This is a genomic window from Kordiimonas lipolytica (assembly GCF_001550065.1).
Map to the genome: position 1 here is coordinate 223,725 of NZ_LRUB01000017.1, position 26,951 is coordinate 250,675.

The 26,951-nt window shown below is 56.2% G+C and carries 24 protein-coding genes; 8 read left to right on the top strand and 16 right to left on the bottom strand.

The genetic code is table 11. From position 1 onward, the window contains the following. Nucleotides 1-6 precede the first annotated feature (6 nt). Entirely contained in the window at nucleotides 7-600 is a 594-nt protein-coding gene (locus KORM41_RS09140) for a hypothetical protein (protein ID WP_068143654.1), read from the top strand. On the opposite strand, the gene KORM41_RS09145 is transcribed toward KORM41_RS09140, so the two are convergent. The 5 genes from KORM41_RS09145 to KORM41_RS09165 all read right to left on the bottom strand — a co-directional run bounded on the left by KORM41_RS09145 (nucleotide 584) and on the right by KORM41_RS09165 (nucleotide 5,928). Continuing rightward, a complete protein-coding gene (locus KORM41_RS09145; protein WP_068144072.1) occupies nucleotides 584-1,720 on the bottom strand; it encodes a DUF2891 domain-containing protein in 1,137 nt (378 codons plus the stop codon). The genes KORM41_RS09140 and KORM41_RS09145 overlap by 17 nt on opposite strands. Before the next feature lie 112 nt (nucleotides 1,721-1,832). Beyond that, complete coding sequence (locus KORM41_RS09150) at nucleotides 1,833-2,054, bottom strand: hypothetical protein (RefSeq protein WP_068143656.1); 222 nt, start codon at nucleotides 2,052-2,054, stop codon at nucleotides 1,833-1,835. Between the two features lie 52 nt (nucleotides 2,055-2,106). Continuing rightward, a complete protein-coding gene (locus KORM41_RS09155; protein WP_068143659.1) occupies nucleotides 2,107-2,487 on the bottom strand; it encodes a phage tail protein in 381 nt (126 codons plus the stop codon). Nucleotides 2,488-2,692: 205 nt separating this feature from the next. Then, the gene (locus KORM41_RS09160; protein ID WP_068143661.1) at nucleotides 2,693-5,080 is read right to left on the bottom strand and encodes a patatin-like protein; all 2,388 of its coding nucleotides are present in this window, start codon (nucleotides 5,078-5,080) and stop codon (nucleotides 2,693-2,695) included. Between the two features lie 134 nt (nucleotides 5,081-5,214). Further along, the gene (locus tag KORM41_RS09165; RefSeq protein WP_068143662.1) at nucleotides 5,215-5,928 is read right to left on the bottom strand and encodes a phage tail protein; all 714 of its coding nucleotides are present in this window, start codon (nucleotides 5,926-5,928) and stop codon (nucleotides 5,215-5,217) included. Between the two features lie 308 nt (nucleotides 5,929-6,236). On the opposite strand from KORM41_RS09165, the gene KORM41_RS09170 reads away from it, so the two are divergent. After that, a complete protein-coding gene (locus tag KORM41_RS09170; protein WP_068143664.1) occupies nucleotides 6,237-7,235 on the top strand; it encodes a hypothetical protein in 999 nt (332 codons plus the stop codon). A 73-nt stretch (nucleotides 7,236-7,308) separates the two neighbouring features. On the opposite strand, the gene KORM41_RS09175 is transcribed toward KORM41_RS09170, so the two are convergent. The 3 genes from KORM41_RS09175 to KORM41_RS09185 all read right to left on the bottom strand — a co-directional run bounded on the left by KORM41_RS09175 (nucleotide 7,309) and on the right by KORM41_RS09185 (nucleotide 12,564). Beyond that, nucleotides 7,309-10,329 carry a TonB-dependent receptor gene (locus KORM41_RS09175; RefSeq protein WP_082719654.1) on the bottom strand — a complete coding sequence of 1,007 codons (3,021 nt, stop codon included), beginning with the start codon at nucleotides 10,327-10,329 and terminating at the stop codon, nucleotides 7,309-7,311. A 640-nt stretch (nucleotides 10,330-10,969) separates the two neighbouring features. After that, complete coding sequence (gene rsmD / locus KORM41_RS09180) at nucleotides 10,970-11,521, bottom strand: 16S rRNA (guanine(966)-N(2))-methyltransferase RsmD (protein ID WP_068143666.1); 552 nt, start codon at nucleotides 11,519-11,521, stop codon at nucleotides 10,970-10,972. Beyond that, entirely contained in the window at nucleotides 11,518-12,564 is a 1,047-nt protein-coding gene (locus tag KORM41_RS09185) for a pseudouridine synthase (RefSeq protein ID WP_082719655.1), read from the bottom strand. Before KORM41_RS09185 ends, rsmD begins: the two co-directional genes overlap by 4 nt. Nucleotides 12,565-12,742: 178 nt before the next feature. Between KORM41_RS09185 and KORM41_RS09190 the strand changes: the two genes are divergently transcribed. From KORM41_RS09190 to KORM41_RS09205, 4 genes are read left to right on the top strand one after another with little or no spacing between them, the layout of a single operon-like run. After that, nucleotides 12,743-14,275 carry a serine hydrolase domain-containing protein gene (locus tag KORM41_RS09190; RefSeq protein ID WP_068143668.1) on the top strand — a complete coding sequence of 511 codons (1,533 nt, stop codon included), beginning with the start codon at nucleotides 12,743-12,745 and terminating at the stop codon, nucleotides 14,273-14,275. Nucleotides 14,276-14,284: 9 nt separating this feature from the next. Then, nucleotides 14,285-14,737: a nucleoside deaminase gene (locus KORM41_RS09195; RefSeq protein ID WP_082719693.1), complete on the top strand. Its 453-nt coding sequence runs from the start codon at nucleotides 14,285-14,287 to the stop codon at nucleotides 14,735-14,737. A 9-nt stretch (nucleotides 14,738-14,746) separates the two neighbouring features. After that, nucleotides 14,747-16,084 carry a mechanosensitive ion channel family protein gene (locus tag KORM41_RS09200; RefSeq protein ID WP_068143670.1) on the top strand — a complete coding sequence of 446 codons (1,338 nt, stop codon included), beginning with the start codon at nucleotides 14,747-14,749 and terminating at the stop codon, nucleotides 16,082-16,084. Between the two features lie 43 nt (nucleotides 16,085-16,127). Then, complete coding sequence (locus KORM41_RS09205) at nucleotides 16,128-16,556, top strand: hypothetical protein (RefSeq protein ID WP_068143672.1); 429 nt, start codon at nucleotides 16,128-16,130, stop codon at nucleotides 16,554-16,556. Here the strand turns inward: KORM41_RS09205 and KORM41_RS09210 are convergent. The 4 genes from KORM41_RS09210 to KORM41_RS09225 all read right to left on the bottom strand — a co-directional run bounded on the left by KORM41_RS09210 (nucleotide 16,553) and on the right by KORM41_RS09225 (nucleotide 19,993). Beyond that, nucleotides 16,553-17,410: a D-amino-acid transaminase gene (locus tag KORM41_RS09210; RefSeq protein WP_068143675.1), complete on the bottom strand. Its 858-nt coding sequence runs from the start codon at nucleotides 17,408-17,410 to the stop codon at nucleotides 16,553-16,555. The genes KORM41_RS09205 and KORM41_RS09210 overlap by 4 nt on opposite strands. 5 nt (nucleotides 17,411-17,415) lie before the next feature. Then, nucleotides 17,416-18,651, bottom strand: a complete 1,236-nt coding sequence (locus KORM41_RS09215; protein WP_197420917.1) for an MFS transporter — start codon at nucleotides 18,649-18,651, stop codon at nucleotides 17,416-17,418. Between the two features lie 78 nt (nucleotides 18,652-18,729). Continuing rightward, nucleotides 18,730-19,641 carry an alpha/beta fold hydrolase gene (locus KORM41_RS09220; protein WP_068143678.1) on the bottom strand — a complete coding sequence of 304 codons (912 nt, stop codon included), beginning with the start codon at nucleotides 19,639-19,641 and terminating at the stop codon, nucleotides 18,730-18,732. Between the two features lie 61 nt (nucleotides 19,642-19,702). Beyond that, nucleotides 19,703-19,993, bottom strand: a complete 291-nt coding sequence (locus tag KORM41_RS09225; RefSeq protein ID WP_068143684.1) for an HNH endonuclease — start codon at nucleotides 19,991-19,993, stop codon at nucleotides 19,703-19,705. A 134-nt stretch (nucleotides 19,994-20,127) separates the two neighbouring features. On the opposite strand from KORM41_RS09225, the gene KORM41_RS09230 reads away from it, so the two are divergent. Continuing rightward, on the top strand, nucleotides 20,128-22,755 hold the full coding sequence (locus tag KORM41_RS09230) for a M14 family zinc carboxypeptidase (RefSeq protein ID WP_231727059.1): 2,628 nt from the start codon (nucleotides 20,128-20,130) through the stop codon (nucleotides 22,753-22,755). A gap of 151 nt (nucleotides 22,756-22,906) precedes the next feature. Further along, nucleotides 22,907-23,668, top strand: coding sequence for a MipA/OmpV family protein (locus KORM41_RS09235; protein WP_156431852.1), 762 nt, complete (start codon nucleotides 22,907-22,909; stop codon nucleotides 23,666-23,668). Nucleotides 23,669-23,671: 3 nt separating this feature from the next. Here KORM41_RS09235 and KORM41_RS09240 read toward each other — a convergent pair whose 3' ends face one another. From KORM41_RS09240 to gcvA, 4 genes are all read right to left on the bottom strand, one after another. Further along, nucleotides 23,672-24,331 carry a hypothetical protein gene (locus KORM41_RS09240; RefSeq protein WP_068143689.1) on the bottom strand — a complete coding sequence of 220 codons (660 nt, stop codon included), beginning with the start codon at nucleotides 24,329-24,331 and terminating at the stop codon, nucleotides 23,672-23,674. Nucleotides 24,332-24,428: 97 nt separating this feature from the next. After that, nucleotides 24,429-25,169, bottom strand: a complete 741-nt coding sequence (locus tag KORM41_RS09245) for a GGDEF domain-containing protein (protein WP_068143690.1) — start codon at nucleotides 25,167-25,169, stop codon at nucleotides 24,429-24,431. A 65-nt stretch (nucleotides 25,170-25,234) separates the two neighbouring features. Further along, complete coding sequence (locus KORM41_RS09250; RefSeq protein ID WP_068143691.1) at nucleotides 25,235-25,999, bottom strand: substrate-binding domain-containing protein; 765 nt, start codon at nucleotides 25,997-25,999, stop codon at nucleotides 25,235-25,237. 4 nt (nucleotides 26,000-26,003) lie between these two features. Continuing rightward, nucleotides 26,004-26,927 (bottom strand): transcriptional regulator GcvA, encoded by a 924-nt coding sequence (gene gcvA / locus KORM41_RS09255; protein ID WP_068143693.1) that lies wholly within the window; start codon nucleotides 26,925-26,927, stop codon nucleotides 26,004-26,006. Between the last annotated feature and the right edge of the window lie 24 nt (nucleotides 26,928-26,951).

The window sequence follows — 26,951 nt, forward strand, 5'->3', positions numbered from 1 at the left end:
CGGAGAATGAGCATTCCTCAATCCGAAGTGCCGAAGCATTGGAATTACTTTTTGATGCTAGAAAATGACCTTGCCCAGATTGCTCGGTATATAGAATTCCACGAGGACAACTACGAGACCTATTCACTCGAATTATCCCGACTTTTAGTGTCTGCATGTGGCGAAGTCGACGCTGCCATGAAGCAAATTTGTAGTTCTTTGGGAAAAAAGCTTCCCGCAAATCCTAACATTGAAACCTACCGAGAGGTTGTTAGTGAACTCCTTCCAAAGTTTGCCTCTAAGGAGGTGAGTATTCCCCGATTTGGGTTGATGCTAACTCCTTGGTCAAATTGGCTGGACGATGAACCAAAGCGGCCAAATTGGTGGAAGGGGCACAATGGTATAAAACATAGTCGGCATACAGAATTCCAAGAAGGCAATCTTAAGAATGTCCTCAATGCAATGGGCGCATTGTACATTGCACTCGCTTGTTTCTATTCTAGGAGAGGTGAGGAGCATCGATTGCCTCCTGTGCCAAGTTTATATTTCCCAAAAGGCTTTTACGGCGGAGAAACGTTCGCGGCAGGCTTTTTTTTCTATAACTTCATAGATTTTCATTAATCCCCCGTTTCGTCTCCAGATAGGTTGCGAAGCTGGCGAGCCAGTGGCTGCCGGCATAATGCTCGTCGCTTACGGCCTTGATGCCGGTGTCCTTATGGATGCTGGCGGCGGCAAGAAGCGACGCCTTGCGGGGGTCGCCTTGCGGCAGCGCTGAGGCAATGCCTTCCAGCGCCCAGGCGCGGGAAAGGTTCACGCCGTCCAGATGCACCAGCTTGCCGTCCGTCGCGTCTTTCACAATCGCGGGCTCAAGCCAATCGCCCTTGCCGTTTCTGGGGATGCGCGGCAGGAAGCGCCCCAGCCAAACGGCGAAGTCCGCCTGGTTCATCACCCGGCGCATCAGGTCAGCCTCCATCAGGCAGGGGGAGAGGAAATCTTCGCCCGAAGGCTCATAGCCGATGGGGCAGCTTGTATCGTCCTCATAAAAATCCAGCGTGCGTTCGGTAAGCAGCGCCTCAAATGCACCGTCATCCACCGTGCGGGCGTAATCCAGCATCAGGCCAAAGGCGAAAGCACTTTGGTTGTGGGTGCCAAGGCGCACGGGATAGGCAAGCTTCGGCAGCCATGCAGTCATCTTGGCTACAATCGCGTCTTCAAGCGGGCGCAGGGTTTCCCGCCATTTCTGGTGCAACGGGTCACTGCTTTCATGCAGTTCCGCCACCAGTTGCAGGTACCAGGCGATGCCGTAGGGGCGCTCGAACCCCTTGCGGCCTTCCGCCATATAATAAGCGACTTCGGCTTCGATGTTCTTAGCCGTGAAGCTTTCTGCCAGCGCGTCTGTTGCAATCTCTGCAAACGGGCCTTCTGGGTCCTGTTTGATCAGGCGCACCAGAAGCCAGTGGCCATGGACTGAGGAGTGCCAGTCGAAGCAGCCATAGAAGGCGGGTGTCAGGTCCCGCGGCGCACCTACGTCAGCATCGGAATTCAACACATGGCTGATCTTGTTCGGGTATTCCCGGTGAATGCAGCCAAGCGCCATACGGGCGAACCGGTCTGTCACCACGCCTTCGCGGGCAGGCGGCAGGGAGATGTCCGCTGTATCATGTTTGGCGCCATCGTCGCAGGCCGTCAGCGTCAGCCCGCCCAGAAGTGCAAGTGTGAGTGCTGATTTTTTCACCGGTATCCTCCCCGTGGATTGCTTTTCCAACCCATAGCACCATAGCGGGCGAGACGCCACGGTGAAGGGGCAGATTGGCCCGGCCAGCACTTGACCGGGCCAAAACATATTCAGAAGATCATTCAGGAGATTTTTCGGCGTCGTCTTCAAAGCGGGGCGGAAAGTCACCTTCCAACATGACGCAGTAATTGACTGTCAGGCGTGGTCCCACGATGGCCATATCCGAGCCAGAACCAGTGGGTGCGATGGTCACGGTGGTTGTTTCCTCCGGAGAGCTCATTTCCTCTGCCTCGGTTTGCATGTCAGGTTCGGGCGCCATATGGGCATGAGGGGCGGTCATCGCCGCGTCCGATGAGACCGTAGCTGTGTGCGTATGATACGCTAGTTGATTTTCATTTTGATTGACGTACACGCGCCCAAGGTTGACTCCGACACGGGTTCCGTAGGCTCCCCCCTCCATATGGTGTGGGGACAAATTCGCCAACCCCAACAGGGGAACGCATGGCAAGATTTGGCAGGGCAAATGTCTTCACGCCGTCCCCGCCATAACTGTTGCCATATACGGCATAAAGTTCCGGGTTTGCGGTAATTTCAATCAGCTGCCCCCTGGCCTGAGCAGTGCCGACAGGACAATAACTCGCGCCGGTCATGCAGATGTCGCCAATGTAGGAATACTCTGGCTTGCAGCCTGCCTGGGCCTTGTCAGTGGTGAAAAGGCTGGCGGCGGTGCCGATGACAGCGCATACGGCTAGGTGGGTGATCTTAAGTGTCATTGTTGGTCTCCGTGCAGGGGGAGGGAGGGCAGCGTGCGCGCCCATATATGCAACTCAAGACAGGGGGCAGTGCCGCCCCCAAATGCGGTACTGCAAAGCGATTGTAGGGTGAAGCGGAACAACCAAAAAGGGCATTAAATAAATATATGCTTTTTCAGGTTGTGCTTTCGGGTGATGTCATTGGGCAAGGTTTCGGCAAGGAAGGTCAGGCACTGAAGCGTGCTTTCAGACCCTTGATCAGGGCTTTGCTTTCTTCCATGTGGGCTTCTTCGGTCTCTAGGATCGTCAAGAACAGCCGCTTCTTGAAGCCTTCAAGGTCATAGTCCGCCGGTAACGGGTCGTCGCCTGCGGCATCCAGCATAAAGTCGACCAGCCTGCTGGCAGCATGGAGGCGGCCCCAGATATAGTCATTTTCGCGCGCCTTGCGGCTGAAGAAGGCGCCAAAGTTATAGAGCTGCGTGCCCAGAAGCGGTTGCTGGTCGTGGGTTTCCTGCATGTTTTCACAGTCCAGCGGGCTGATGCGCGCGACACGGATTTCATCCACCTCCAGCAGGTCGGCGCCTTGGCTCATGGGCAGCATAAGCACGTCATAGAAGGCATACCCCACATAGGCGCGGAACAGCGTCAGGCGAAGCGCATTCTGTGGCAGTACGGAAAGCGCCAGCGCGAAAGTTTCGTCCTGCTCATAGTCCAGGTCTTCAAGTTCCATCGCCTTGGCGACGGAATCAAGAAAGGCTGTGATGGCCATGTCATCAACTGGTTGTGTGACCAGACGCTCGAAGATGGCCTCGTCAAAATGCTCGGGTGCCCAGCGGGTACGGTAGCTTTCCAGCATGGTATAGATCTGGCGCTTGATTTTCTTGACCGGTTCCACCAGGTGGCTCTGGTTGTCTTGCTGCATGAAACGGTTCAGCTTCATGATCACAAAGCGCAAGCGCCGGATGCGGTAGTCTACATCCAGTTCACGCAAACGCCGCACATGGTGCTGCTGACCTTGTTCAGGCACGATATCCACGACGCCGCCTTCGGGGCACAACATGCCTTTGCGTTCGGCCCACTGCCGCAGGGCCTCAAACATGTCGGATTCTGATAACTTCACGCCGCGAAGTGCCGCACCTTCCACCATCAGCTGCGCGAGCCGCTCGAACATGCGAACGGTCTTTGACTGCATATAGCTTGAATAGCTGAAGCCTGTGTGCTTGTGCGCTTCTTCGTGCGCGCGCTCACGCCAGCTGGCAAGCATGGCGGTGTCCACCTTGCGCTCCTGGTCCAGGTTCAGCACCTTGTCAACTAGGCGGTTGACCTGTGCTTCTGCCGATTGCAGCGTGGCCTCGAACCGGCGGGCGTTTTTATTCTGCTTGTCGATGGCGCGCAGGTCCTCATATATCGGCTCACGGCGCGGGATTTCAGCAAGAGCAGACAGGATCGTGCGGAAGAAACCGGGCAATTCCTTGTGGCGCTGACCCTCAAGCAGGCTTTGCGGGTCGTCCGGCAGGGGGTCGACATAGATGATGCGGCGGTCTACCTCGCGGTGAGCCGGGCGCTCATACACCGCCCCGATCGCTGCGCCAAATGGTTTGTTGTTGGTGACACCGCCATCAATGAAGGACATGTCATAAAGGGTGTCCATATCGCTCACGAGCGCGGGGAAGTTCTTGGTCATGAAGGCATCACGGCCAGGCCATGGTTGCCGCCTTGCCTTCAGGCGTTCTTCCAGGTCCTTGAACCTGAGCGGGGGGAAGGCGCCCGGGAAGCTGGATGTCGCCCTTGCGGCAAAACCAAGGCCGGGGATGTTGTCGTCGCCAAAGTCACTTACCATGGCGCCGGTGGCGGCCTGGCGGAAGCCGAAATTAAGCGTGACACCGTGCTGGTGCTCAAGCACTTCCTTGGGGTCATGAAGCTTGATGCGCCGCGGCTGGCCGAAAAAGTTGGTCAGGCTGACGAACAGGTCCAGCTTGTGACCTGGCGGCATCAGTGTGTGGCCACTATCTACCTGGCCCATATTTTCGCAGGCGTTCAGCATCCATGTCAGCATATGGGTGCCGGAAAAAGGCGGCTGGAACCAGCGGGAGCGAACAAAACGGAAGAGCTTGCGCTTTGTTTCCTGGTCAGGCGCATGGTCCCCAAACGCCTTGCCGCCGAAAAGCCAGATGAAGGGGTAAAACCACAGTTTGCTGGTGCGGTCGGCGATGGTGTCTTCTTCCATCAGTTCTTCAATGTCTGCCAGGTTGAGCCACATGGTTCGTAGGGGATCGAAATCCAGGTCGTGCGCCAAGGCTCGGGCCAGGAAGATGCCGTTGATGCCTCCGGCTGATGCACCTGAGACAACATCCACAATCACCCGAAGTTCAAGTTTGCGCCCGATGGCCTGGAACAGCTCAAAATAGAGGCTTTCCGTGTCGGTACGGTAAGGGCGTTTCGGCGCTGCTTTGTCAAAGGTGGTCGCAGCACGTTCGATCCGGTCGGATACGCCGTGATAGGCTTTTGAGGCGCGCACAAGTTTCAGGACCTCGCTTGAGATGCCGTTCATATAGATGGCGAGCGATGCCCCGCCATAACATACAAGCGCCAGTCTGAGTTCCTTTTCCCGCATATCCGCCTAAATCCTTATGCGAGCTGCGGTGTCCGCAACCCTATGGATAGTTTGCGGTTTTTTGCGCGAAACGCAAATGGTTGTTTGGCCGGACGAATGGGTCCGGCCAGAACGCATTTCTCTGTATCGTGATTTTAGTCCGGGCGCACGGGGTATATGCCACCCGTGACGATACAGTACCGAAGGCCAAGTTGTGGGCTCACGACATTGATTGATTGCCCGCTTCCTGTGCTCGAAACCCTCACTGTCCCGCCGGTGTTGGTGCCCCCGGAAACGCCGGCCAGTGGGATGGTCGTATTGCCTGGGCCAGAAAACAGATTTACGTCGTCGCCAGGCTGCAGGCCGGTGTTTGGCTCGGCAAGCATGTTCTTGTCTGTCACTTTATGGGCGGTGGCGTCTTGCGCAGCGACTTCGACTTTGACTGGCTCACTTGGGTTTGGCGTAAAGAGAGCCTGATGGGTATGCGGTGGCATTTGGTCAACGGTTTGGTACACGCTTTCTGCGCCCCGCTGTTCGCCAAGAGTAATGTTTGTCAGGCCCGGGGCTTGCCCAACGCCTACGGGTGTCCTGCCGCGCAGGTCTGGCAGTCGGAAAGTGCGGACACCATCGCCGCCATAGGTATTTCCAAGCAGGGAATAGAGCGTCATATTTTCCTTGATTGGCAGTATTTGGCCGTCGGCTTCCAAAGTACCTCTGGGGCAATAGCTGGCCGCAGTCAGGCAAACCGATCCTGTGTAAGACTCCATATTGCAGCTGGCCCCGGCAGCGCTGGAGAGGGCAAGAGATGCAATCCCAAGCGTGAAGGCACTTAAGCGCATGTAGTGACGGTACTTTGGTGTGGTGTTCATCGAGTTTTCCTTGTTGCTGGACCTTGCATGATGTCGGCCATCAGAAAATGTTGCCGAAATTCGTGTCCGCCCTCTGCCGCACGCCTGCGTTCTGGGCGGCAAATGAAAATGTCTTATAGATTGTATTTTGGTGCAAATTATTTGCGCAAAAGTTGTTATGCGTGAGTTGTACAAGCATTGGCAGATGTCGGGCGTGTGCGCTCAGTTGGTCTAAACCTAAGATTAAAAAGGGTTTTACCCGGTGACGGCTTAGGCTTGCTGCGCTAGATTGCGGAGAAACTCAGGAGCAGTGAAACTTGACGGATTCCATGGTAGTAGATCCCAATTGGTGGCCGCACCGGTATGACCCGGCGCGCGGGCATGTGCATTTTATTCGCGCCTCCCGCGATGATCACCGGGAGGCTGTGTTCCTGACGGACGAGTATCTGAAGGATGCGGCAAACCCGAGGGCGACCGGTCTGGGGGTGGCAGCCCAAGCAGGCGATAGCGCTCCCCTCCATTTTATTTTTCATTCGGCCTATTGCTGTTCCACATTGCTGGCGCGCGCTTTCGACCTTCCGGGCGTTTCTATGGGGCTGAAGGAACCGCAGATACTCAATGATTTGTCGGGATGGAGGATGCGCGGGGCAAAGCCACAGGAGCTGGCGAGCGTGATGTCGGGCGTGCTGTCAGTTCTGGCGCGCCCCTTCGCTGATGGTGAAGCCGTTGTTGTGAAGCCGTCCAATTTGGTGAACGGCCTTGCCGGACTGATGCTGTACGTTAAGCCTGATTCAAACGCCGTATTCCTGTATGCGCCCCTTCGGGATTTCCTGGGCTCGATCGCTCGCAAGGGTATGTTTGGACGCCTATGGGTTCGCGAATTAATGGTCAAGCAGATGCGCGAGGGGCTGATAGACCTCGGGTTTCAGGGCGAAGACTACCTCCAGCTTACCGACCTGCAGGCTGCTGCTGTCGGGTGGCTGGCACAGCACGCCATGTTTGCCCAGATTGTGCAGAAGTTTGGTCCGTCAAGAATCCGGACACTCGACAGCACAAAGCTGATGGGCGCGCCGGGGGAGATGATGGCGGCTTTGCTTCGACACTTTGGCCTATCCATGGCGGATGACGAGCTTGAAGCGCTTGTTGATGGGCCTGTGTTCAGGCAGCACTCCAAAAACGATCAGGCCTTTGATGCCGACGCCCGCGATGCGGCCCGTCGGGAGGGCGAGAGGCTTTATGCCGATGAGATAGACAAGGTTCATGCCTGGGCTGAGGCTGTGGCGAAAAACGCCGGTGTACCCCTGGCTTTGCATGCGCCTCTTATTTGACCCCCTTTATTGATCCCCAAAGAAAAAGGCGGGCCAAAAGCCCGCCTTCCTTTTTTGCTATGTCACATCAACCTTAGAAGGTGATGCGTGCCTGGATGCTGAAGCGGCGACCCAGGGCGTCGAACGTGGACGGATATGTGTTACCGCTGTTGAAGCCTGTTGAGCCGATGAAGGAACCAGTCAGTGGTGGTTCTTTATCGAACAGGTTGGAAACCGTGCCGGTGAGGGTCACGTTTTCCAGAACGCGGTAGCGTACCGACATATCGAACAGGTTGTAGGCTGGTGTCTTGCCGAAAGTAGATTCTTTCGTCAGGCCCTCAGGAACACCTGTGAACGTTGGGTCGGTTGGGTCGTCGTAGAACTCATACTTGTTGCTGCTGATGTGGCGCCAGTTCAGGGACACATCAAACTTGTCGAACGACAACGTGTTCCGCCAGTTGAAGCTGAACTCAGGCTGGATCGAAGCACAGTTCGCGCTGTAGAGGCCTACACACTCACGGTCGAGCGATACGCCGGTTACAGCCTGGAACGTGGAGCTGTTGGTCCAGTTACCAGATACGCGGGAATCCCAGTCGATATCGTCAGTGATCGCCATACCGTAAGATACGGAGAAGTCAATACCGTCTGTCGCGATGTTACCGTTGTTCGACGTGAAGAGGTTCAGACCGGAAACAACAGCGCTGTCACCAGAAAGACCACCATCAATCGGCGAACGACCGATTTGCGAACAAGCTGGGTTGTCAGTGCTTGGGTTGTTGAAGCAAGCATCAATCACGTCGTTTGGTGCTGGTGCGTTGATCGCGCCGTCAACCTTGATGTTGTAGTAATCCGCAGTAACCGTAAGGCCTGGAATGGCTGCAGGCTGCAGAATAATACCGATCGTCCAGCTGTCAGATTTCTCTGGCTGCAGGTTGAGGTTACCACCAAAGGTACCGTTAGCTTGACCAGCTGCTGGCTGTGGAATGAAGCCAATCGCACCTGCTGGAGCACCCTGAGCGATACAAACATCGCGCAGTGCGCCAGTTGGAACATTGCCGCTGTTTACGCCCTGGTCGTTCACGCTTGCACATGGATCACTTTGCAGGTTGGTCAGACCAGTGTTCTGCGGAGCAAACAGCTCAGTGATGTTTGGTGCACGAACAGCGCGTGAGAACGTACCGCGGACGGTTACGTCATCAATCGGCGTCCAGCTCAGACCCAGTTTCCAGGTCGTCGTGTCATACTTTGGGCTGGTCTCGTCATCCACAGTATAGTTGGAATAACGAATGCCGGCTTCAAAAGTAAGTTCCTTGGCAAAATCGGCGTCCTGCACGATTGGCATAAGAACCTCAGCCACGGCTTCATAAACGCTGTAACCGCCGTAGGTGTTTGGCTGGGCACCGCCTGCACCACCAAGGTCGCCCGACTGCGACAGCAGATCGGATTCGATGGATGCGGAGTAAGTACGCCACTCGCCACCAACAGCGAAGTTCAGGCCATCGGAAGCCCATGGCGTTGTGAAGTCGAGCTCACCAGACAGGGAGCCGACAACCTGACCCATGTCGAACTTGGTAGTGATGTTACTTTCACCGCCAGCCAGGAAGGCATTCATTTCTTCAGTGATCGAACCTGTTGGGCCGAAGTAGTCAGCTGGTACACAACCGTTTGATGAGTCGTTACAGCCGTTCGGGCCTGCAAGCAGCGCCTGGCGGAAGCGGGACTTCATCCAGTAGCCTTTTTGAACCTGCGTCTGGTCACCTTGGCCATAGGATGCGTAAACATCCCAGTTCATAGTGTCGCCCAGCTCACCGCGGATACCAGCCTGGTAGTCGAAGTAAGTAGAGTTGAAGTCGCTGATCCGTGGGCCACCCTCTACGTTACGACGGCGAAGCTGAGTGTTCACGGTGCGGTAGTTCGGGTCAGTCGCATCAACAGCGGCACCTGCTGCGTCACACTCTGCCTGAGTGTAAAGTGGCGTATAGACGCCTGCTGTCGGGTCAGTATCGAACGCACAGAATGCGTTACGCTGAGCGTCGGACAGATATGGATGGTTCAGGGATACAACAACCGAATCACCAAATGCGCCGGATGGTGCAATCAATGTGCTTACAGTTTGTTTCGAGAAGATTGCCCGAGTGTAAACCTCAACGCCGTCAGCGATTTCATAGTTTGCGGACGCATAGATATTGTAACGATCAAATGGCGTCTGGAACACGTTGAACGGTGCGTAGTTGAATGGAGTGAAGGCCGCAGCGAATGTGCGGTCATCCTGAACGCCGCCCAGTGGCAGGTTGGCATTGTCTGCGCCTGTTGGGTTTACGTTACCGAAGCGGGTGTTGAAGGGGCCAAGGCCGGAACCGCCTGCAGTACCATCCCAATAGAAGAGCGTGTCTTCGGAGAAGTCACGGTCGCCCTGGAATACAGCGTCAGACTTCTGGTAACCGATGCTCAGCACTGCGTTGCCGCGACCGTCATCCAGGTCAGCACCAACAGTAATTTCGTAGCGCTTCGTGTCGCCATCGCCTTTTTCAGTGGTGCCGTATGCAACATTGGCTTCCACGCCGGTGAAGTTCTTTTTGGTGATGAAGTTGGTAACACCGCCAACGGCGTCAGCACCATATGTCGTGCTTGCGCCACCAGTCAGAACGTCAACGCGGTCAACGATTGCGAGTGGGATGTTGTTCAGGTCAGTACGGCCTTGAAGTTCGGATGGTGACATCCGACGACCGTCAAGAAGTACAACGTTCCGGTTGGAGCCGATACCGCGCAGGTTCACGTATGAGAAACCGCCGTTACCGTTGTTTACCTGGGCACCAATCGAAGGAACCATGCCAGGAATTTCACGGAGAAGTTCCTCAGCAACGCCAGCCTGCTGGTAGTCCATTTCGTCTGTAGAAACCACCGATACCGGTGCTGAGCGTGTCAGGTTTGGGTTTTTAATAAGGGAACCCGTTACCACGATTTCTTCAAGGTTGATGTCGTCCGTGTCGGCGTCAGCGTCCTGCGCATAGGCAGTGCTTGCACCCATTGCCATCAGCGCTAGCGCTGTGGCGGTGCCGCCGAGAAATTTGGATCGCGCCCCCTTAAGGCGATCCGGGCCAAATGTGTTTGCCATGAGTTTTCCTCCTCTGTGAAATGGCAGAACTATGTTCTGTGTCCGCCGCTCTTGCGGGCGGCGCGACATACAGGAGAAAAGACCCTCTTGTTCGATTGGTTTCAAATGAAATGAAGCTTTTTTACTTAATAAAAAGTTCTTAAATTTCAAATACGTAGTAAAAAAATCACATCAATATTTAGATTATATTTAGCGTTTATTTAATTGGTTTAGTTTAGTGTCGACATTAGCACCAAAGTATATTTTATTATACGTTAGTTGCTATTGTTGGTTAGGTAGCAAAAATAGGTTTATGCGGATAAGACAATTCGCTGGTCGCCATCCCTCCCGAAAAAAGAACTTTTGTGGAAAAAAGTTGGAGTCGTGGGTGTGAGAGGCCCGCATTCTGGTTTGTTTCATCGGGCGGTCGGGGTCGTCTGGTGCAAAGGAGGTTGGCGCATCCACCCTGGATGGGGGGCGCAGGGCAGATGCGCCGGAGAATGTGTTGCCTCGGCATGCCATTACAATTTCGGACACGACAGGGTAAAGGCAACCTTGGCAAACAGGCGGTCGAGTGGACATGGTGTTGGCCTCCGGCCGCCTGCCATGACTGTTACGTGTGTCTGACGGGGTGTCCTTCGTGCAAAAGTCGCCGGAAGTGCTATTTTCTGAGCAAGAACAAAATCCGTTGCTGGCCCTGGCTGCGGTCATCTATGACCTCAAGCTTGTCCGGAATATCAAGTGGCTCGTCGGAAGCCTGTTCGCACACAATCACGCCGTCTGCTGCCAGCCAGCCTTGCGCCAGGATAGCGTCGAGTGTTGGGCGGACGAGCCCTTTCCTGTATGGTGGGTCCATAAAAATGAAATCGCAGGGCTCTGTCGCAGTGGGCAACCTCGTTGCATCTTTGGACAGGACGGTGGTTTTTGGGGCCACGCCAAGCGTTGCGATGTTGGCGTTGATGCAGGCGATTGAAGGGCGGGCTTGTTCGACGAAAGTGACCTTGTCGGCACCTCTCGATAGCGCCTCAAGCCCAAGCGCGCCGGTTCCCGCGAAAATGTCCGCCACCACAGCGCCGGTCATATCCGGATACCGGGCATGCATCAGCATGGAAAACAGGCGCTCGCGCATACGGTCCGTGGTGGGGCGCACGTCGCGCCCTTTTGGCACTTCAAGCCGCCGTCCGCGAAACTGCCCGGCGACGATGCGTGTCATTTCTTAGGCTCTCGGTTCGGACGTCCCTTCGGTGCAGGGCCTTTGCCGCGTGCTTCAGGCTTGCCGGTTGGCCGTCCAGTTGGCATTCCTTTGTCTTTCCCCTGAGGCTTGCCGTCTGCTTTGGTGCGCGGTTTGCGCATGCCAGGCTTGGGAGCATCGGCATCTGCAATGCGGCTCTTGCGGCGGCGCTTGGCGCCGGGCTTCGGCTTGTCGTCTTTCTTTGCCTTGGCCCATTTGCTGGGGTCATGTTTCTTGATGGGCGCCGCTACGCTACCTGTCGCTTCGGCGAAGAAGCCTGACAAGGCATCGCGTAGCTGTTTGTCGGGAACCGCTGCGACCCCTTCAAGTGGTAGGTTGCCAAGGGCAAAGGGACCATAATGGGTGCGGATCAGGCGGTTAACCTCGAGCCCCAGATGTTCCATCACGCGCCGGACCTCGCGGTTCTTACCTTCACGAATGGCTACAGTGATCCAGGCGTTGGCGCCAGCCTGACGCTCCAGCTTGGCCTCAACCGCGCCATAATGGACGCCGTCTATGGTGACACCGTCCTTGAGGCTCGCTAATGCCTTTTCGTCTACGCGGCCATAGGCGCGCACCCGGTAGCGGCGCACCAGTGCCGTGGACGGCAGCTCCATCCAGCGGGCAAGTTCGCCATCGTTGGTGAGCAACAACAGGCCCTCTGTGTTCATGTCCAGTCGGCCGATGGCGATCACCCGGCCAACGTGGTTCGGCAGGTTGTCGAACACTGTCTGTCGGCCTTGCGGGTCCTTGTGGGTGGTCAGCGTGCCGCGGCGCTTGTGCATGCGCCAAAGCTTGGTTTCGCGCACGTCGCCGATAGGTTCGCCGTCAACCGTGATGCCTTTGAGGCTGGAGACCAATACGGCCGGGGTTTCCAGCTTCTTGCCGTCCAGCCAGACGCGGCCTTCACCGATCATGCGTTCCACGTCGCGGCGCGAGCCAACGCCAGCGCGCGCCAGTACTTTGGCGATGCGTTCAGCAGGCATGTCTGGGGCAGTCTCTTCTGTTTTATTTTCGTCGCTCATTATCAACCGCTTTCTGTTGCGCGGACCATAGGCGCAGCCAAGGCTGCTTGCAAGATATTCGTCTTCATGCGCTCAGGCAATCGACTTGACTTCTACGACTAATGTAGTAGAAAGCCACTGCTACATAGATAGCGAGAGAGCCCATAAGGGCCGAAATAAAAACGATAGCGAGTGAAAAATGAAAATATCCCAAAAGCTGGGCTGCTGCATTGCGGCCCTCAGTCTTTCCATTTCTGCGTCCGCCGATCAGGATGCTGCCCCGTACAATAGCAAGCTTGACGCCTTTCTGGCGGAGGCTGAGGCAAGCCCGCTGGCGCCGCCCAGCTACAGCTTGGCAATCGCAAATGGTGATAAACTGCTATACAGCCGACTGAAGGGGCCACGTATTCTTGGCCAGGATTCCCCGCTTGAGCTGGATTCCCCGCTTTATATTGCCTCTGTCACCAAAAGCTTTGTCGGTCTCCTGGCCGCCAGGCTGGACGCGGAAGGCGTGCTATCCCTTGATGCCACGCTTGCTGATGAATGGCCGAGCCTTGAGCTGCCCGCGCCCATCGATGCAGCGGGCATCACGATGCGCGACCTGCTGACCCACAATTTTGGATTTGAGAACGACCCGCTTGTGGTGCGCACTGCCTATGTGGGCGGCACGAGCCTTGCGGATTATGAGGCCATCCTTGAAGGCAGCAGCGTTTCCATAGAGCCGGGGTTTTCCTACGACAATCTTGGGTATCTGATCTATGCGGCGGTTCTGGAGCAAAAAACCGGTCGCAGTTGGCATGACTGGCTGGCAAGCGATATTTTCCAGCCGCTTGGTTTGGCAAGCGCCTCCACAAAGCCAAGTGAAATTTCATCAGATAAGATCGCGCTCGGGAACCACTATGATCCCAATGCCAAGGAGGGCTGGACACCGGCAAAAGCCAAAGCTGACGACCTGATGCATCCGGCAGGCGGCCTGTTTGTTTCCACCGGGGACGCAGTGCGCTGGCTTCAGGCCAATGTGACGCGCAAGGTGTTTGCGGACGCCATATATGAAGTCGCACAAACGCCGTATGTAAAACGTGAGAAGCCCAAGAAGTATGCCGACATGACGTGCACGGGATATGCGCTGGGCTGGCAAACCTGTGATTATGCTGGTCACCGTGTGCTCTACCACGGCGGGACCTATGACGGCATGATGATCTTTATGTTGTATCTGCCGGATGACGACCTTGTCGTCTCTTCCATCAACGGGGCACGTGCCTTCGGCTGGACATTTGGCTGGAACGCCGTGCAGCAGGGGCTTGATTATGCCCTTGGGCTTGAAGGCGCGGACGACAAGGCAATAGAACGCCTCGCGGGCCGGGTCGAAAGCCAGTTGGGGTATGCCAATTTTCGTGGCCGTATTCGCGAGCAGGCCCTCCGGGGCGCCACAATGGCAGGCGCTGCAAAGCTTCGGCAGGATCTGATCGGCCTCTATTCGTCTGATGCCTATGGTGAGGCCAGCTTGTGTGAGGCTGACGGTAAACTGACCTTCAAAATTGGCCGTTTCAGCGCGGAAGTCATCTCTGGGCCTGACGGTGTTGCCCGCATTATGGAGCGCGCGTACGGCGAACCAAGCAAGCTCAAGGTCGAGTATAGCGAAGCTGGCATGCCATCTTTTGAATGGGAAGGTGGTCAATTTGAGAAGCAGGCGGGCAAAGCTTGTGTTGGCGAGGTCGATCAATCGCGCTAAAGAATGGGCATGATTGATACATTCCCGCATATGCACCGGGCGCTTGACGAAGCCCGGAAGGCTGCCGACCGTGGTGAGGTTCCCATCGGTGCTGTCGTGGTGGGGCCGAACGGCCTCGTCCTCGCAGCCGCGGGCAATGATGTGGTGGGGGCCAAGGACCCCACCGGCCATGCGGAACTGATCGCGATCCGGCAGGCAGCGAAGCTTCTTGGGTCGGAACGGCTGGAGGGCTGCGATCTTTATGTCACGCTCGAGCCCTGCGCCATGTGCGCCCAGGCCATCGCCTTCGCGCGCATCCGCAGGCTTTATTATGGTGCTGACGATGAGAAGGGCGGCGGCATAACGGTGGGGGCGCGGATTTTCAGCCAGAAGACAACTCACCATAGGCCCGAGATTTATGGTGGAATTCTTGAGCGGGAAAGCGCTCAATTGCTTAGAGACTTTTTTAAAACAAGGCGTTAAACTCCTGTCATGGGAGAAGAACTCAAGGCACAGATTATCGCATTGTTGAGCGAAAGCTGGGTGTGGGCAAAGGCCAATGTGCTCGAGCCTGTCCGCCTCCTTGAGCTTGCCATCATAATTTTTTCGGTCCTGCTGTCGCGCTTTGCCTCGAGCCGCATCCATGGCGGATTGATGAAGGCCTTCGGCGAGCACAAATGGATGCTGAAGATCGAAGCCCGGCTACAGCCGATCCTGTCGACAGCGCTGGCGATCATGCTCTTGTGGACGGCGATCCTGGTCATGAGCCCTTGGGTGGCATCGCCCTATCTCCTGTCTATAGCGACAAGCCTGTTTTCTGCGTGGCTGGTGATCCGCCTGGCAGTCAGCCTGATTCAGAACCGGGAATTGGCGCGCCTGGTTGCTGGCATTGCCTGGTCTGTTGCGGCACTAAACATAGTTGGGCTTCTCAGCCCGATTGTGATTGTGCTGGACGATGCCCATCTGCCGCTCGGGGAAGCATCTATCAGCGTTCTCGATATCATCCAGGGCGTCTTCACCTTTGCGGTTGTCTTGTGGGTAGCTCTTGCACTGTCAGCACTGCTCGAGAAGCAGGTCAGGGGGCTATCCAGCGTGCCGCCCAGCGCACGCGTGCTGATGACCAAGTCAGGCAAGATCATCCTGGTATCTCTTGCTTTCCTGGTTTCCCTGAATGCCACGGGTATTGATCTGACGGCTCTAGCAGTCTTCGGTGGTGCGCTTGGTGTGGGTATCGGTTTCGGTCTGCAGAAGGTTGTAGGTAACTTTATCTCCGGCATCATCCTGTTGATGGATCGCTCCATCAAGCCTGGCGATGTGATTGAGACGCAAGGCACCTACGGCACCATCAACCGCCTTGCTGCGCGCTACACCAGTGTCATCACGCGTGACGGTACAGAATTCCTGATTCCGAATGAGGACATGATTACCCAGCCGGTGATCAACTGGTCGCATAGCCACCGTCTCGTGCGCCGCCGTGTGCCTGTGCAGGTATCCTATGACAGCGATATCAGGAAGGCGATGGACCTGATGGTGGAGGCCGCCGGCAGGGAACAGCGCGTTCTGAATAACCCGGCGCCCAGGACCTTGATCAAGGGGTTTGGCGCTGATGGCGTGGATCTTGAGCTACGGATGTGGATAGAGGACCCGCAGCATGGCGTTTCCAACATCGCCAGCGATGTGATGCTGCACATTTGGGACCTGTTCCACGAGAATGACATTGAATTTCCGTTCCCGCAACGTGTGGTACACTTGCGGCACGATGAAGGCCATACCGTTCACAAGGATGGCCTGGAGACTTTTGGGGATAAGCAAAAAAAGGGTGCTGAGTAACGACAGAAGGGGATAGATCATCCAACAGTTAGGGGAGGGACCGATGAATGTTGGAAAATTTATCCTGAATATAGTTGTTGCGTTTATTGCCTTTGGCATTCTCTACACAGTAGGGCCGATGATGTTTGCGGATGCCTTTGAAGCCAGCATGATGGCTTTGAAGCCACAAGAAGAAACAGTGGTACCAATAATGGGCTATCACCTTGTGCAGACAATCGCCTTCGTGTGGCTGTTCGGCAAGGCTGTCGGCAGTGCAGACCTGAAGGCTGGTGCCATGTTCGGGTTCATGGTGGGGCTTTACCTGCTGGCAACTGACAACATTTGGTACACCATGCTGAAGGATTTCCCGCAGGAGACACGCTTGCCGCTTGATATCATGCATCTGGTGTTTGGTGCCATTGTCGGCGCGCTGATGTCCTTCATGTGGGGCAAGGGCATGGGCTTTGGCGCAGGCGAGGCCGCTGCTGATTAGGTGCCCATGAAGGCCTTGTAGGCTTCAACCAACCGTTTGGCGACGGGGCCCGGGGTGCCGTCGCCAATCTTTTGCCCGTCAAGCGTGATGATCGGCATGGCGCAGCTGGTGCTGGATGTGAGGAACATCTCAGCGGCGCCCAGTGCTTCCTCCAGCGTGAAGGCGCGCTCTTCCACTTTCATCTGCAGGTCTTTGGCCACCTTCATCACGCTTGCCCGTGTAACGCCGGGCAGGATGTTGTCAGCCGTTGACCGTGTTACCAGCGTGCCGTCTTTCGTTACCATCCAGATATTGGTGCTGCTGCCCTCAGTCACATGGCCAGCCTGGTCATACATGACAGCCTCAAACGCGCCTGCCTCGCGCGCGGCCTGCTTGGCCAGGATATTCGGCAGAAGTGATGTGGATTTCACATCGCACCGGCCCCAGCGGATGTCCGGCTGACTTGATGCCGCGACGCCCTCTTTCAGCGCGCGCTCGGTAATCGCGTCGAAGTTCAGCCGTTTGGCTGTAACCACCATTGCGGGCCAGGGCGTCTGCGCTGGGAACGGATGGTCCCTTGGGGCAACGCCGCGTGTGATCTGGAGATAGAGGAATCCATCCTTGATGCGGTTCCGGCGCACTACTTCCTTAAGTACAAACCGCATGGGCCCACGGTCCATCGGGGCCATCATCTGAAGTTCTCCCAGCGATCGCCATAGCCGGTCGAGGTGAGGCTCGAGGTCGATCAATTTACCATGCCTGATGGATACGCCCTCATAAACACCGTCGGCAAACTGGTAGCCGCGGTCGTCAATATGAACATAGGCTTCCGACATGGGCACATAGGCACCATTTACATAGGCAATGCGGGACATGGGGGTTACTCCTGACCGGGCTCTAGGATCTCTTGTTCGCCTTCATCTTCAAGCGGCTTGATGGCGAGAATGAGAATAACCGCAGGGAAAATTATGGCAACCACGGTGATGGTCAGTGCCATCAGTCCCTTGAGGATAAAGGGGGCGACTATGGCTGTGCCAAGTGCCGCGATCCCGGTGGTCGCCAGGATGATGATGGCAGAGGCGCGCTCATCATCGCCGTGGCTGGCCGAAAGCGCCCGCACGAACCCTGCGCCGCCGCGGATGCCAAGGCCTGTATTCAATACCCAGAAGAGCGTGGCCAGGTCTGTCGGATCGTTTTTGCCTGTAACGGCATAGACAGCCAGAAGCAGTGTCCCCAGAAGGGACAGCCAGGTTCCGGCTGTGATGATGGCTTCAACGCCCCAGCGTTTGACAAAATTACCTGCAAGGTTTGCCGACAGGATGAAGCAGCTGACGCCGATGAACTGCATCAGGATAAAGTCGTCGATCGTGCCGTCCATTGTCTGGATGATTACTGCGGGCGCGGAGAAGACGAACGTCAGCAGGCCGCCTAGGATCAGCGCATGGCTCAGGCCATAGCGCAGGAATGTAGGGTTCGAGATTACTTTCATATAGCTTGAGGGGGCGTCGCCTATCTTGCGGCCGATATGCGGCAATAGGGAGGGGATGACAAAGACGATCAGGCAGATAATCAGGCACAAGACGCCTGTCAGATTGAACGACATCTGCCAGCCGTAAGCCTTGTGCATCCAGGCGCCGGCGATGGGGGCGAGGCCGGGCACCAGGGCTTCGATACTGCCCATAGCGCTGATGGCGCGCACAGCACCCAGTTCGGAAAACAGGCCCCGGATCAGGCCGGGAGCCAATACGGCTGAACCACTGGCCGCCGCCCCCTGCAGCAGCCTGAGCGCGTTAAGTGTCCAGATATCGGTAGCGAAACTTGCGGCCAATGAGACAAGAGCAAAAGCCGCAAGGGATGCGATAAACAGGCGTCTGCGCCCAAAATAGCTGGCAAGGGTGCCAAACAACAGAAGCCCAACCGTCGAACCTGCAACATAGGCTGCCAACACAAGCTGCGCATTTGCCTGGGTAGTGCCGAATATTTCCGGCATGAAAGGCACCGACGGCAGCACCAGATCAATCCCCGCGAGCCCCATCACTGTGCCTGCGACAATTGTCAGGAAGGCAAGGATTGCCCTTGTAGGCGGGTGCTTTTTATCTTTGGTGTGGCTTGTCATGCCCTTCTCCATCGCGCAATTTTCAGCGTCGTTGAATCGGGCTTATATCAGCATTTAAAATATAAAGAAATCTTTATATTATGATGTCCGAGCTGAGTGTTTGAGTGGCGTTGGCTGCACATAGCCGTTCCGTACAATGCAGTCCTGGAACTGATGCACCAGTTCCACGATGGTCTCTGGTGCTTCAATCTGCGGGAAATGACCAATGCCCGGTAGGCGCACAACTTTCATGCCGATCTCGCGCTCGATACCGTCCGCGGCGTGCGCACCGGACACAGGGTCAGCCAAGCCGTTGATCAGCATCATCGGCGCGATGGTTTGTTTGAGAGCGCCAACCCAGCGGTCAGCGTGCTCCTGCCGTTCATGCATGTAGCGGATGCGGCGGGCAAAAGCGCCGCGACCATTCACGCCGAGCATGGCGGGCCAGAATTCTTCCAGCATCTTGCCGCTTGGCCGGGTGTTGGGGCCAAAGACATCTGCAAAACCAGTAAGGAATTTCTTCTTGGATGCAGAGCGCGCGATCAGCGGCCCGGCCTTGCCGGCAAGCAGCGTCTGGACGGTGCGGGGACGGTGCAGGTGCGGCAGCATGCCACCATTCAGGAACAGTACGCTCTTGATCCGGAAGGAGAGCTTGCCCTCGTTTTGGCGCGCCAGCAGTTCCTGCGTTACGGTGTCGCCCACGTCGTGCGCTAGGATATGTGCTTCATTCACTTCCCTGTGCGCCATCAAGGCTTCAAGCATATCTGCCTGGTCCATGATGGTGCAGGTCTTCTTGCGGCTGTTGAGCGACCGGCCATAATCCATCAGGTCCGGTACGATCATATGGAAATCCTTGATCAGGTCTTTGGAAACCCAGGCCCAATCCCAACTGCAGGTGGGGAAACCATGCAGGGTCAACAGCACCTCGCCGCTACCGCCACGCTGGTAGTAGATATGGTGATCCTGCCACTCGAAATATTTGCCGCACTTGCCCCATTTTTCGAGCGTCATTGGCGCTTGTTGCATGTTTCCATCCAGCTTAGTTTCTTTTTCGCTGGCGGGGACATACCCTCTAACGGCGCCTTTTTCCACCCTTGGGCTTGGTCTTGCGGTAAAAATCGGCGGGTTTTCCCTTCAGCCACTCTATGAACAGGCTGATTTCCTCCGATTGCCGCAGAGCCTCAATGGTTGAGAAGCGTTTTGCCAGCTCTTTCTCGTTAAATAGGGCGTGAATCTTGCGGTGGCAAATCGGATGTAGCGGAATGGTTTCCCGGCCGCCCTGACTTTTCGGGATTAGGTGATGCATTTCAACGGCTTGGCCGAGCGGGCGATCACATAACGGACATGTGTTTTTCTCTTCCATCGCTCTATATGTATACCGTGTGAGAGAATTATAAAGTCCGGACGGGGGTCTCCCGGTTGCGCACTGGGAAGTCTGGATGTCAGTTGCCGCGTCGACTATGATGCGCGCAAGCAAATCAATTACAGGGGACAGGGATGATCAAAAATATCGTCAATCGTTTGGTTAGTCGGAGTGTCGGGGCCAGTGTCGCGGTAGTGCTCATGGCGACAGGCGCTTTCGCCGAACCGCTGGACTATTTCCTCATTGAAGGCACCGACTATGACCAGACTGTGGCCAAGCCAGCAGAAGTGTTTGGTCATGACATCGGTGACCAGCCAATCCGGCATGACCTGATGGTGGCCTATATTCGCGAGCTCGCGTCCGCCAGTCCGCGCATGGTGGTGGAAACCATTGGCTATAGCCATGAGCGTCGGCCGATCCTTTTCATCACCGTCTCCAGCCCGGAAAACCTCGCGCGTCTCGAAGAAATTCGCCAGAATCATCTGTTGCGCAGCAACCCTGAAACCGCATCGCAGGCCTCTGATGACCTGCCGGTCGTTACCTGGCTGAACTACGGTGTGCATGGCGCTGAATCCAGCGGTATGGATGCGGCGGTCCCGGCGCTTTATCATCTTGCGTCGGCTCGCGGCGACAAAATCAACGATACGCTTGAGAACAGCGTGATCCTGATTACCGCGATTTTCAACCCGGACGGTCACGCCCGCCGTGGTGCCTGGGTAACGCAGTATGGCTCTGACGTAAGAGCCACCGACCCGGAACACGAGGTGCATAAACAGATCTGGCCGGGTGGGCGCACCAACCACTATTGGTTTGACCTCAACCGCCAGTGGCTGTTGCAGACCCAGCCTGAAAGCCGCGCGTGGCTGACCCAGTGGCACAAGTGGAAGCCGCAGGTGTCGGCTGACTTCCACGAGATGGGCCCCAACAGTACCTATTATTTCCACCCAGGTGTGCCGACGCGGAAATACCCGCTGATCCCTACCAGGGGGCGGGAACTTCTTGTTGAGCTCGCGGACTATCACCAGCAAACGCTTGACCGCGAAAAGTCGCTCTATTTTTCCGAAGAGGGCTTCGACAACTATTATATCGGCAAGGGGTCGACCTACCCGCAGGTCAACGGCTCTCTCGGTGTTCTCTTTGAAGCCGGTGCCCAGATGGGTATTGCGCGCGAAAGCGACCAGGGCATCAAGACCTACGCCAACAACATCCGCAACCATCTTCTGACCAGTCTGTCGACTATTGAGGGTGCGGCTGCTATGCGGGCCAGCCTGCATGCATATCAGCGCGAGTTCTATGAGACCGCGATGGAAGCGGCCAAGCATGATGATGTAAGTGGTTATGTGTTTCAGGCGCCGGAAGACCCTGTTCGCCTGCACAAATTTATCGAGCTTTTGGGTCGCCATGACGTGAAAGCCTACGCGCTGAATGGTAGCTTGAGGGCAGATGGCCGTATTTTTGGCGAAGGAGCTTTTGTTGTGCCGATGAACCAGCGGCAATACCGCATGGCAAAAGCGCTCTTTAACCGCATCACGGAGTTTCCAGACAAGGTCTTCTATGACGTGTCGGGCTGGACGCTCCCGCTCGCCTACGGCCTTGATTATGCCGAATTGAAAGGCAGCCTGCGTGGCAAAATCGGCGATGAGGCACCTGATGCATACAAGGTGGCGGCCGAGCCGCAGGAAGCGCCTTACGCCTATGTGTTCCGTTGGTCTGACTATTACGCGCCGCGCGCTGTGTCGCGGCTTCTTGAAGCGGGCGTTATGGCGCGTGTTTCCAAGGAACCTATCCGCGTTCAGACAACCAGTGGCGTTATTTCGTTCGATCGGGGCGCCATCATTGTGCAGCGTGACTTGCAAACCGTTCCTGCCAACGACATTCATGCGCTGATGAAAGAGATCGCGGCTGATAACGATCTGATCATTCACGCCGCGACATCGGGCCATACGCTGGATGCCGGCGCAGACCTTGGCGGCCGCAATTCTGTGACTGACCTCAAGCCCATCAAGCCGCTTCTGGTAGTGGGCGGCAAGATGTCCCCCTATGACGCGGGCGAGGTATGGCACCTTCTGGATCACCGGATGAATATGCCGGTCACGCTTGTGCGCCAGGACCGCCTCAAAAGTATCGACATGCGCCGTTATACGCACCTCATTCTTGTTGGCGGTCGCGGCGACGTGTTGCCCAAAGATATGGCGGATGACCTCAAGGCGTGGGTGAAGGGCGGAGGCACAATTATAGCCTCCCGCCAGGGGGCTGACTGGGCCGCCAAATATATCACCGGAAACGGCAAGAAGGACGAGAAGGATGAGAACAAGGATGATGCAGTGCCTGCGCGCCTCGCCTACGCTGACAAAGGCCAGAAGGATGCAGAGCATGTCATTGGTGGCGCTCTTTTTGAGAGTGACCTGGACATAACGCACCCGATGGGCTTTGGTCTTGTGCGCCGCATGATGGCGTCCAACAAGAACACCGCCACTAAGCTTCCCGTGCCGAAAGACCCATACGCTCAGGTCGCCGTTTATACGGAGAGCCCGCTGTTGTCTGGCTATGCGTCTGAGCGGCGGATTTCAGAACTGAAGGGCACGCCGATGATGACGGCTGAGCGCATGGGGGAAGGGGCGATTATTCTGTTTGCAGACAACCCCAATTTCCGGGCCACCTATCTGGGTACGGAAAAGCTGTTCCTGAATGCGCTCTTCTTCTCGACAGCCTTTGACCGGTCATACGCTGACGAGGCAGATGAACAGGCCGTTGAAGAATAGTCACCAGCTATCAGTCTGGACCTTTCAAAAGCCGCGGTTCGCCGCGGCTTTTTTTGTGTGATCCATGCGGGCATTTCGCGACGTATGACGGGTAAGAAGGTTGAAAAATATCGCGGCCGAACGGCTGCCAACAAGACAGCGCGAGGTAGTTATGCTGAAATGCTTTCAGGCCGCATTGGTGGGGATTGTGGCGATCTTTTTGTCTGCCCCAGGTCAGGCTCAGGGCGGGCCTCCGAAATGGTCGGTGGGTGCAATAGGCATCTATGGAACTTCACCGTTCGCGGCGGAGGACGGCGAGTTTAACGCGTTCCCCTATATCTCTTATAACGGGGACCGGTTCTTCATTCAGGGGCTGCAAATGGGATATCATCTGCTGAAGCCCGCAGACGACGTGCCTCTTGCGTTCTCAATCGACCTCGTCGGTGCGGCACGGATGTTGCCCGGTTCCAGCCGTAACAAGGTGACAGCAGACGCCGGTGTTCGTTTCGGCCTTGAGGGTACTTTCGGTAAGCTGACAGTCTCGGGGCTTCATGACGCTACAGGGACGTCAGGCGGCATGGAGCTGCAGGCTGCCTATAGCTATACCTTCCGCTCCGACAAGCTCGATGTCACGCCTAGGGTTGGCGTCAGTTGGCAGGACCAGGACCTGACGAATTACCTTTGGGGCACGACGCCGGAGCAGCAGGCCAGAATGATTGAAAAAGAAAAGGCGGTTATCCTGCCGGTTTTCCAGCCGAACACCAAGGCTCTCAACCTGGAGGCTGGCGTTATGGCCATTTATAAGCTCAGTGGCAGCGTAAGCCTGATCAGCCTTGTCAATGCCATCTATCTGGACAAAGACATCCGCGTCAGCCCAGCCATTGACAAAGACTATCAGCTTTCTGTGGCGCTCGGGCTGTCCTACAGTTTTTAGGTGTCAGGCGTTGGATTCTTCCGGCAGCTTGCCAAATGGTAGTTTGCTGGGCAGGGAAGGTCGTTCGATGGGATTGTTTGAAACGCCGTAAACATCCAATGGTTCGATCTGCATGCTTGCGGCACTCTCATCAAAGAGGCGAGCCTCTTCCTCTGTATCAAACTCGAAAACAATACCAAGGCAAGTATGTGATTTGGCTCCGGGGTCAAGCCAAACATCAATGGTATTACTAGCCCTGTCGGCTAGGTTGGATGGATTGACAGTCTGCAGCCGGACGCGAGCAACATAGACCCCAGTGTCTTTGTTTCGGAACGTGGCCGAAACGAACCGCCGGTATGGCGTGTATTCGCTTGTGCCAAAGGCGCAGGCACTGAATTCGTCATGGACACGGATGTCGGAAAATTCGACCTGGGCAGCTTGTGAAACTGCATAGCCATTGGTGCAGTGGCCCTTGATCTGGCGGTCGCTGCGCCCTTGTGCGAGTTGCAAGCCCGCCTTGCGGCATGCCTGCCATCCGGTCAGTGTGCCTTCCATGCCGTCAGGGGTATAGAATCGGTTTGGGGTTTGCGCTTCGGGGAGCGCAAGCGGCATCAAGGCTTCGGCAATGCTGACGCCAATAATCAGCGTCAAAATGAAAAGTCCCTGAAGAATGGCTTTGGTCATGGCTCGACTCCCCTTTTTGTCGGGCTTCAGAGTGATGCCAAAATGTAAAAAAAGGTTGAATGTTGGCTCGATATTTCAACTTTTACGATGAAGGGCTTTACGCAGTGAAAACGCGGTCACGTCCCAGGCGCTTGGCTTCATACATGGCGGCGTCGGCGCGCTCGGCGAAGGATTTTGCGCCTTCGTCTGTCGCCAGTGTGACCACGCCCAGAGACATAGTGACGGACAGCTCTGTGGTCCCGTCAACCGTCACGGTCAATTCATGCATGACTTCCCGGAGTCGTTCGGCCAGTTGGGTGGCCTGCTCGAGCGATGTGTGCGGCAGGAGGACGGCAAACTCTTCCCCGCCGACCCTGGCCAAAAGCTCGTTCCGGCGCAGCACGCCTGAAACGCATTCTGCAACGGCCAAAAGCACCATATCGCCCGCGCCGTGGCCATAGGTATCATTGACCCGTTTAAAATGATCCAGGTCGAAAAACACCAGCGAAAGCGGCGTGCCCTGGCGGCGGGCATCAATGATTTCTGCATCAAGGCGATCGCGGAAGTGCCTCAGGTTATAGAGGCCCGTAAGCGTATCCCGGAGCGACCTTTGTTGCATCAGGCTTTCCTGTTTGCCGACATAGGACCCAAAAACAGCGAAGACAAGCATGGTGCCGAAGAGCATATAAAGATAGAGAGGCAGGTTTTCGGAAATGTCGGTTCGCAGGTTGATGCCGCGCAGCAGCTGAATGCAGGCCCAACCAAGGGGTGCGCCGCTGCCCATGATCATGCCTTGAAGCGTGCGCCATATGATCAGGCGGCGTGCTGTGCGGTTGGATAGTACCTGCCTGTAATGCATGGGCCCCTCATTTCCCCTTGCCCCCGTTGATGTTTTTTAGCGCGGTCCGGTTGTGATACCAACCTTTAGTTTCCTGTTCGAAGCGGCACAGCGATTACCCCAGGCATGGTCAGGTGGCTCTGCATGTCACCGTCCCTTATCATATCCTTGATAGCCTTTGTCAGGGCGGGGATCTTGTCTGCGTGGCGGGGCTGTAGCAGGTGATAGAAGGGTTCTGTGGCCCAACGGGTGCTGGTCAGTTTGTCTGCGTCTTCGCCAAAGGCAGCTATGACGTTGGGTTCATGGGCACTGCTGGTGGCGTAAACCTGGATGCGGCCATGCTCCAGAAGGGCTTTCACCTGGCTGCCACCAGTGATGGCGAAGGGCTTGCCACCCATGAGCGGAATATGGGTTTCAATCCAGCGGAATCCCGCCCGGTAGCCCACGGTAAGCCCCTTGAGGTCTGCGGGATTACCAGAAAAGCCACTTTTCTTCAGCCAGATCAGGCGCGCCTCAAGGCCAAAAATGGCCTGCTGTACAATCTGCTGCTCAAGCCCGCGTGTGGTTATATATTCCGATGGCCGAAACCAGTCGCCGTCCAGCTCACCGTTTGCCATCAGTTGCTCGATCCGCTTTGGCGACATGGCGATGGAGTTGGCGCACAGGCCGGCGCGGCTATAAAGGTCGGTCATGAGCTTTTCGAAAGCTGCATAATGGGCGCCGAGTGTCTCATCGGCACCCAATTTCAGGCAGAGTGGGCTGCTTGGAGAAGGCGTGGATTTTTCAGGTTGGGCAAATGCTGCACCCCCAAACACCAAACCGGCAAGCAGGCAATGCAGCATCTGTTTCATGGGCTTACTCCTCGATTGGCGCAGCCTGGTTCCCTGTCTCTGAACGGATCCAGTCGATAAAGTCCTGAACGCGTTCATTCTTCAGCTTATCTTCCGGGCAGACGATATAGTGCGCGAAATTGATCGGCACTGCCTCGCCAAACGGCTTAACCAGCCTTCCGGCCTTCAGGTCTTCCTCGGCAATGGCTGACCGTGCGAGCAGAACGCCGCGACCGGCAACAGCAGCCTCAATCGCTAAGGCGTGGTTGTTGAAGTGCAGCGCAGGCATGCCCTCTGGCACTTCAACGCCTGCAGCCTTCATCCACATGGCCCAGGTGGGGACGCTGTCGTCTTCGGCTGTGCTGTCATCATGGATCAGTGTGTGCTTTAAAATGGCGCATGGGCTTGATGCATCGGGTTGGCCCTCAAGCAGTTCCGGTGCGCAAACAGGGAAGACCGTTTCCCGAAGGATTTCCTCCTGGTAAAGGCCAGTATAGTTTCCAAGCCCATAGCGGATCGCGATATCAACATCCTCGGCCTTGAAGTCCGTGATTTGCATGGTGGCTGAGATTTTCACAATCGCATCCGGGCGACGCTCATAATAGCTTGCAAGCCTTGGCACCAGCCATTTGCTGGCGAAGGAGGGCGACACGCTGACCTTCAGTACATTAGAGGTTTTCGATTCCGTCAGGATATCGACGGCTTCTTCCATACGCTCGAAGCCTTCCTTGAGGGGCGCGAGCGACAGTTGCGCGGCCTCTGTAAGGACAAGCGAGCGGTTGGTGCGGCGGAATAGTTCCACACCCAGGAAGTCCTCCAGCGAGCGAATCTGCTGGCTGATCGCCGCTGGCGTTACCGAAAGGTCATCGGCGGCGAGCTTAAAGCTCATATGACGGGCAGCAGCATCGAAGGCACGTAAAGCATTCAGGGGTAACAGGGAGCGTTTCATAAACAAACCTGCGTTAGAAAAACT

Coding starts and splice junctions, on each gene's coding strand:
- KORM41_RS09140 (WP_068143654.1), top strand. CDS start 7: ATGAGCATTCCTCAATCCGAAGTGCCGAAGCATTGGAATTACTTTTTG.
- KORM41_RS09150 (WP_068143656.1), bottom strand. CDS start 2,054: ATGACCGCCCCTCATGCCCATATGGCGCCCGAACCTGACATGCAAACC.
- KORM41_RS09155 (WP_068143659.1), bottom strand. CDS start 2,487: ATGACACTTAAGATCACCCACCTAGCCGTATGCGCTGTCATCGGCACC.
- KORM41_RS09160 (WP_068143661.1), bottom strand. CDS start 5,080: ATGCGGGAAAAGGAACTCAGACTGGCGCTTGTATGTTATGGCGGGGCA.
- KORM41_RS09165 (WP_068143662.1), bottom strand. CDS start 5,928: ATGAACACCACACCAAAGTACCGTCACTACATGCGCTTAAGTGCCTTC.
- KORM41_RS09170 (WP_068143664.1), top strand. CDS start 6,237: ATGGTAGTAGATCCCAATTGGTGGCCGCACCGGTATGACCCGGCGCGC.
- KORM41_RS09175 (WP_082719654.1), bottom strand. CDS start 10,329: ATGGCAAACACATTTGGCCCGGATCGCCTTAAGGGGGCGCGATCCAAA.
- rsmD (WP_068143666.1), bottom strand. CDS start 11,521: ATGACACGCATCGTCGCCGGGCAGTTTCGCGGACGGCGGCTTGAAGTG.
- KORM41_RS09185 (WP_082719655.1), bottom strand. CDS start 12,564: ATGAGCGACGAAAATAAAACAGAAGAGACTGCCCCAGACATGCCTGCT.
- KORM41_RS09190 (WP_068143668.1), top strand. CDS start 12,743: ATGAAAATATCCCAAAAGCTGGGCTGCTGCATTGCGGCCCTCAGTCTT.
- KORM41_RS09195 (WP_082719693.1), top strand. CDS start 14,285: ATGATTGATACATTCCCGCATATGCACCGGGCGCTTGACGAAGCCCGG.
- KORM41_RS09200 (WP_068143670.1), top strand. CDS start 14,747: ATGGGAGAAGAACTCAAGGCACAGATTATCGCATTGTTGAGCGAAAGC.
- KORM41_RS09205 (WP_068143672.1), top strand. CDS start 16,128: ATGAATGTTGGAAAATTTATCCTGAATATAGTTGTTGCGTTTATTGCC.
- KORM41_RS09210 (WP_068143675.1), bottom strand. CDS start 17,410: ATGTCCCGCATTGCCTATGTAAATGGTGCCTATGTGCCCATGTCGGAA.
- KORM41_RS09215 (WP_197420917.1), bottom strand. CDS start 18,651: ATGACAAGCCACACCAAAGATAAAAAGCACCCGCCTACAAGGGCAATC.
- KORM41_RS09220 (WP_068143678.1), bottom strand. CDS start 19,641: ATGACGCTCGAAAAATGGGGCAAGTGCGGCAAATATTTCGAGTGGCAG.
- KORM41_RS09225 (WP_068143684.1), bottom strand. CDS start 19,993: ATGGAAGAGAAAAACACATGTCCGTTATGTGATCGCCCGCTCGGCCAA.
- KORM41_RS09230 (WP_231727059.1), top strand. CDS start 20,128: ATGATCAAAAATATCGTCAATCGTTTGGTTAGTCGGAGTGTCGGGGCC.
- KORM41_RS09235 (WP_156431852.1), top strand. CDS start 22,907: ATGCTGAAATGCTTTCAGGCCGCATTGGTGGGGATTGTGGCGATCTTT.
- KORM41_RS09240 (WP_068143689.1), bottom strand. CDS start 24,331: ATGACCAAAGCCATTCTTCAGGGACTTTTCATTTTGACGCTGATTATT.
- KORM41_RS09245 (WP_068143690.1), bottom strand. CDS start 25,169: ATGCATTACAGGCAGGTACTATCCAACCGCACAGCACGCCGCCTGATC.
- KORM41_RS09250 (WP_068143691.1), bottom strand. CDS start 25,999: ATGAAACAGATGCTGCATTGCCTGCTTGCCGGTTTGGTGTTTGGGGGT.
- gcvA (WP_068143693.1), bottom strand. CDS start 26,927: ATGAAACGCTCCCTGTTACCCCTGAATGCTTTACGTGCCTTCGATGCT.